At 47.1% G+C, this 5516-nt stretch carries 2 tRNA genes and 3 rRNA genes; all 5 read left to right on the forward strand.

Annotation, left to right across the window (positions count from 1 at the left end):
• The first annotated feature begins 268 nt into the window (after nucleotides 1-268).
• A 16S ribosomal RNA gene (locus tag EPI11_RS18860) occupies nucleotides 269-1784 on the forward strand.
• A 175-nt stretch (nucleotides 1785-1959) separates the two neighbouring features.
• Nucleotides 1960-2033 (forward strand) — tRNA-Ile (locus EPI11_RS18865).
• Nucleotides 2034-2138: 105 nt separating this feature from the next.
• A tRNA-Ala gene (locus EPI11_RS18870) sits at nucleotides 2139-2212 on the forward strand.
• 115 nt (nucleotides 2213-2327) lie between these two features.
• Nucleotides 2328-5208, forward strand: a 23S ribosomal RNA gene (locus EPI11_RS18875).
• A gap of 160 nt (nucleotides 5209-5368) precedes the next feature.
• Nucleotides 5369-5477, forward strand: a 5S ribosomal RNA gene (gene rrf, locus EPI11_RS18880).
• Together the 16S, 23S and 5S rRNA genes with 2 tRNA genes alongside form the textbook arrangement of a ribosomal RNA operon.
• Nucleotides 5478-5516: the final 39 nt, after the last annotated feature.

Genomic DNA, 5516 nt, shown 5'->3' on the forward strand with positions numbered 1-5516 from the left:
CCGAAAGGTGAAAAGGGATTGTGAGAGTTCTTAGATTTACTGAAAAGCTTCAAAAAAAATAAAGAGATTTATTTTCAAAAAGGCTTGCGGGATTAAAAAGAAGTTGTACTTTTGCACCCGCTTTGAGAACGAAAGTTTGGAAGGAGTGGAAATAAAACAGAATGATACGTTCATAGACATATTGGATTGACAGCATAAGAGAGAGTAAGATCTTGATTATCATTAAAAGAATAACCTAGCAAATAAGGTCGTAAAAATATAAAAATATACGATGAAGAGTTTGATCCTGGCTCAGGATGAACGCTAGCGGCAGGCTTAACACATGCAAGTCGAGGGGTAGAAGTTTTCGGACTTTGAGACCGGCGCACGGGTGCGTAACGCGTATGCAATCTACCTTTTACAGAGGGATAGCCCAGAGAAATTTGGATTAATACTTCATAGTATTATTGAATGGCATCATTTAATAATTAAAGTTCCAACGGTAAAAGATGAGCATGCGTCCCATTAGCTAGTTGGTGTGGTAACGGCACACCAAGGCAATGATGGGTAGGGGTCCTGAGAGGGAGATCCCCCACACTGGTACTGAGACACGGACCAGACTCCTACGGGAGGCAGCAGTGAGGAATATTGGACAATGGGCGCAAGCCTGATCCAGCCATGCCGCGTGCAGGATGACGGTCCTATGGATTGTAAACTGCTTTTATACGGGAAGAAACCCTGGCTCGTGAGCCAGATTGACGGTACCGTAGGAATAAGGATCGGCTAACTCCGTGCCAGCAGCCGCGGTAATACGGAGGATCCAAGCGTTATCCGGAATCATTGGGTTTAAAGGGTCCGTAGGCGGTTTTATAAGTCAGTGGTGAAATCCGGTAGCTCAACTATCGAACTGCCATTGATACTGTAGAACTTGAATTACTGTGAAGTAACTAGAATATGTAGTGTAGCGGTGAAATGCTTAGATATTACATGGAATACCAATTGCGAAGGCAGGTTACTAACATTATATTGACGCTGATGGACGAAAGCGTGGGGAGCGAACAGGATTAGATACCCTGGTAGTCCACGCCGTAAACGATGGATACTAGCTGTTCGGTAGCAATACTGAGTGGCTAAGCGAAAGTGATAAGTATCCCACCTGGGGAGTACGAACGCAAGTTTGAAACTCAAAGGAATTGACGGGGGCCCGCACAAGCGGTGGAGCATGTGGTTTAATTCGATGATACGCGAGGAACCTTACCAGGGCTTAAATGTAGGTTGACAGGCTTGGAAACAGGTTTTTCTTCGGACAACTTACAAGGTGCTGCATGGTTGTCGTCAGCTCGTGCCGTGAGGTGTCAGGTTAAGTCCTATAACGAGCGCAACCCCTGTCGTTAGTTGCCAGCGAGTCATGTCGGGAACTCTAACGAGACTGCCGGTGCAAACCGTGAGGAAGGTGGGGATGACGTCAAATCATCACGGCCCTTACGTCCTGGGCTACACACGTGCTACAATGGCCGGTACAGAGAGCAGCCACTGGGCGACCAGGAGCGAATCTACAAAACCGGTCACAGTTCGGATCGGAGTCTGCAACCCGACTCCGTGAAGCTGGAATCGCTAGTAATCGGATATCAGCCATGATCCGGTGAATACGTTCCCGGGCCTTGTACACACCGCCCGTCAAGCCATGGAAGCTGGGGGTACCTGAAGTCGGTGACCGCAAGGAGCTGCCTAGGGTAAAACTGGTAACTGGGGCTAAGTCGTAACAAGGTAGCCGTACCGGAAGGTGCGGCTGGAACACCTCCTTTCTAGAGACACGACCGCTAGGGGTCATTTTAAAAGTAAGTAAGTCAACTTACTCTCGCTGTTAGTTCAAATAATACAAAGAAGAAAAGAGCTTATTAGTATTGAGTTATAAGAATAGAGAATTGAGCACTGAAAAGTCTCATTACTCGTATCTCACTACTCATTACTATTATAAATAGTCTCGTAGCTCAGCTGGTTAGAGTACTACACTGATAATGTAGGGGTCGGCAGTTCGAGTCTGCCCGGGACTACAAAGCGTCTTTTTTTTTAAGGAAATTTTAGAAGTTGAGTTGCACTATTTAGTGACGAACCGTATAGGACTGTTAGCTAAACACTGTTAACGCGATTCTATAACCGGGGGATTAGCTCAGCTGGCTAGAGCGCCTGCCTTGCACGCAGGAGGTCATCGGTTCGACTCCGATATTCTCCACAATTTAGTCTTTTAGGCTAATAATCGTTCATTGACATATTGAGATAAGAAAAACAAGAAAAATATAGAAAGCATGTATGTTTTTGTGTATTTATATGCATAAACAAGTAAAGTACAATAAGCAAAATAAGGGCGTATGGGGGATGCCTGTGGCTCTCAGAGGCGAAGAAGGACGTGATAAGCTGCGAAAAGCTACGGGGATTGGCACACACGAATTGATCCGTAGATATCCGAATGGGGCAACCCACTATGTTGAAGACATAGTACCCGATAGGGGGCAAACCCGCTGAACTGAAACATCTAAGTAGGCGGAGGAGAAGAAAACAAAAGTGATTCCGTAAGTAGTGGCGAGCGAAAGCGGAACAGCCCAAACCAATGTTGTTACGGCAATATTGGGGTTGTAGGACCACGACATTTCTTGCGGATTGAACCGGAATAACCTGGAAAGGTTAACCATAGAGGATGATAGTTCCGTACGGGTAAGAGAAGATAAGAATAGTGGTATCCTGAGTAGGGCGGGGCACGTGAAACCCTGTCTGAAACTGGCGGGACCATCCGCTAAGGCTAAATACTCCTGAGAGACCGATAGTGAACCAGTACCGTGAGGGAAAGGTGAAAAGAACCGTGAATAACGGAGTGAAATAGATCCTGAAACCATACGCCTACAAGCGGTCGGAGCAGACATGTTCTGTGACGGCGTGCCTTTTGCATAATGAGCCTACGAGTTACCGTTGCTGGCAAGGATAAGTGATTAAGTCACGGATCCGTAGCGAAAGCGAGTCTGAATAGGGCGCTTTAGTCAGTAATGGTAGACGCGAAACCGTGTGATCTACCCATGGGCAGGATGAAGCTGTGGTAACACATAGTGGAGGTCCGAACCGGTTGACGTTGAAAAGTCTTCGGATGACCTGTGGGTAGGGGTGAAAGGCCAATCAAACTCGGAAATAGCTCGTACTCCCCGAAATGCATTTAGGTGCAGCGCTGGACATTAGTTATATAGAGGTAGAGCTACTGATTGGATGCGGGGGCTTCACCGCCTACCAATTCCTGACAAACTCCGAATGCTATATAATGATAACCAGTAGTGAGGGCATGGGTGCTAAGGTCCATGTCCGAGAGGGAAAGAACCCAGACCATCAGCTAAGGTCCCCAAATGTATACTAAGTTGAAAAAACGAGGTTTGTCTGCCCAGACAGCTAGGATGTTGGCTTGGAAGCAGCCATTCATTTAAAGAGTGCGTAACAGCTCACTAGTCGAGCGGACGAGCATGGATAATAATCGGGCATAAGTATACTACCGAAGCTATGGATTTGTAATTTATTACAAGTGGTAGGGGAGCATTCTAACAGGGTTGAAGGTGATATGTGAGTATTGCTGGACCGGTTAGAAAAGAAAATGTAGGCATAAGTAACGATAATGCGGGCGAGAAACCCGCACACCGAAAGACTAAGGTTTCCTCAGCTATGCTAATCAGCTGAGGGTTAGTCGGGACCTAAGGCGAACCCGAAAGGGACAGTCGATGGCCAACGGGTTAATATTCCCGTACTTCTTATAATTGTGATGGAGCGACGGAGTGATGAAAGCGCCGCGAACTGACGGAATAGTTCGTTAAAGTACCTAGCTATAGGTCCTGTAGTCAAATGCGCAGGACTTGGTGAAATACGATAGTACACGGAGTCTTCGGACAAAGTGATAGTGCGCCTAAGGGCTTCCAAGAAAAACTTCTAAACTTAGATTATAAGAACCCGTACCGTAAACCGACACAGGTAGTCGAGGAGAGAATCCTAAGGTGCTCGAGAGATTCATGGCTAAGGAATTAGGCAAAATAGACCTGTAACTTCGGGAGAAAGGTCGCCAGCAGCAATGCTGGCCGCAGTGAAAAGATCCAGGCGACTGTTTATCAAAAACACAGGGCTCTGCAAAATCGTAAGATGAAGTATAGGGCCTGACACCTGCCCGGTGCTGGAAGGTTAAGAGGAGATGTTATCTTCGGAGAAGCATTGAATTGAAGCCCCAGTAAACGGCGGCCGTAACTATAACGGTCCTAAGGTAGCGAAATTCCTTGTCGGGTAAGTTCCGACCTGCACGAATGGTGTAACGATCTGGATACTGTCTCAGCCATGAGCTCGGTGAAATTGTAGTATCGGTGAAGATGCCGATTACCCGCAGTGGGACGAAAAGACCCTGTGCACCTTTACTATAGCTTAGTATTGACCTTGGATAAGTGATGTGTAGGATAGGTGGGAGACTATGAAGCGGCTTCGCTAGGAGTTGTGGAGTCATTGTTGAAATACCACCCTTTGCTTATCTGAGGCCTAACCCCGTTTTGCGGGGGACATTGCTTGGTGGGTAGTTTGACTGGGGTGGTCGCCTCCAAAAGAGTAACGGAGGCTTCTAAAGGTTCCCTCAGCACGCTTGGTAACCGTGCGTAGAGTGCAATGGCATAAGGGAGCTTGACTGAGAGACATACAGGTCGATCAGGTACGAAAGTAGAGCATAGTGATCCGGTGGTTCCGCATGGAAGGGCCATCGCTCAAAGGATAAAAGGTACGCCGGGGATAACAGGCTGATCTCCCCCAAGAGCTCATATCGACGGGGGGGTTTGGCACCTCGATGTCGGCTCGTCACATCCTGGGGCTGGAGAAGGTCCCAAGGGTTGGGCTGTTCGCCCATTAAAGTGGCACGCGAGCTGGGTTCAGAACGTCGTGAGACAGTTCGGTCTCTATCTACTGTGGGCGTTAGAAATTTGAGTGGATCTGACTCTAGTACGAGAGGACCGAGTTGGACAAACCTCTAGTGTATCTGTTGTTCCGCCAGGAGCACCGCAGAGTAGCTACGTTTGGAAGGGATAAGCGCTGAAAGCATATAAGCGCGAAACCCACCACAAGATGAGATTTCTTTTAAAGGTCGTGGAAGATGACCACGTTGATAGGCTATAGATGTAAAGGCAGTAATGTCATAGTCGAGTAGTACTAATAACCTGTAAGCTTATGTACGTCTTTTCCCCCGCTTTGGCGGGGGAGAGAACTTTCTTTTAAAATAATGTTTTCTTTATCTCAGTATGTTAAGATATTGCTGCAAAGCAGCGTTTGGAGTTCAAAATTTGGAGTTCAGTGTTTAACACTTAGGTCCATAACCCGAAACCAATAAACCTCTTAAGGTGGTTATTGCGGCGGGGCTCACCTCTTCCCATCCCGAACAGAGTAGTTAAGCCCGCCTGCGCAGATGGTACTGCAATTTGTGGGAGAGTATGTCATCGCCTTTCTTTTGAAAACCCTATCAGAAATGATAGGGTTTTTTGTTT

This window comes from Flavobacterium cerinum, assembly GCF_004028155.1.
Taxonomy (GTDB): domain Bacteria; phylum Bacteroidota; class Bacteroidia; order Flavobacteriales; family Flavobacteriaceae; genus Flavobacterium; species Flavobacterium cerinum.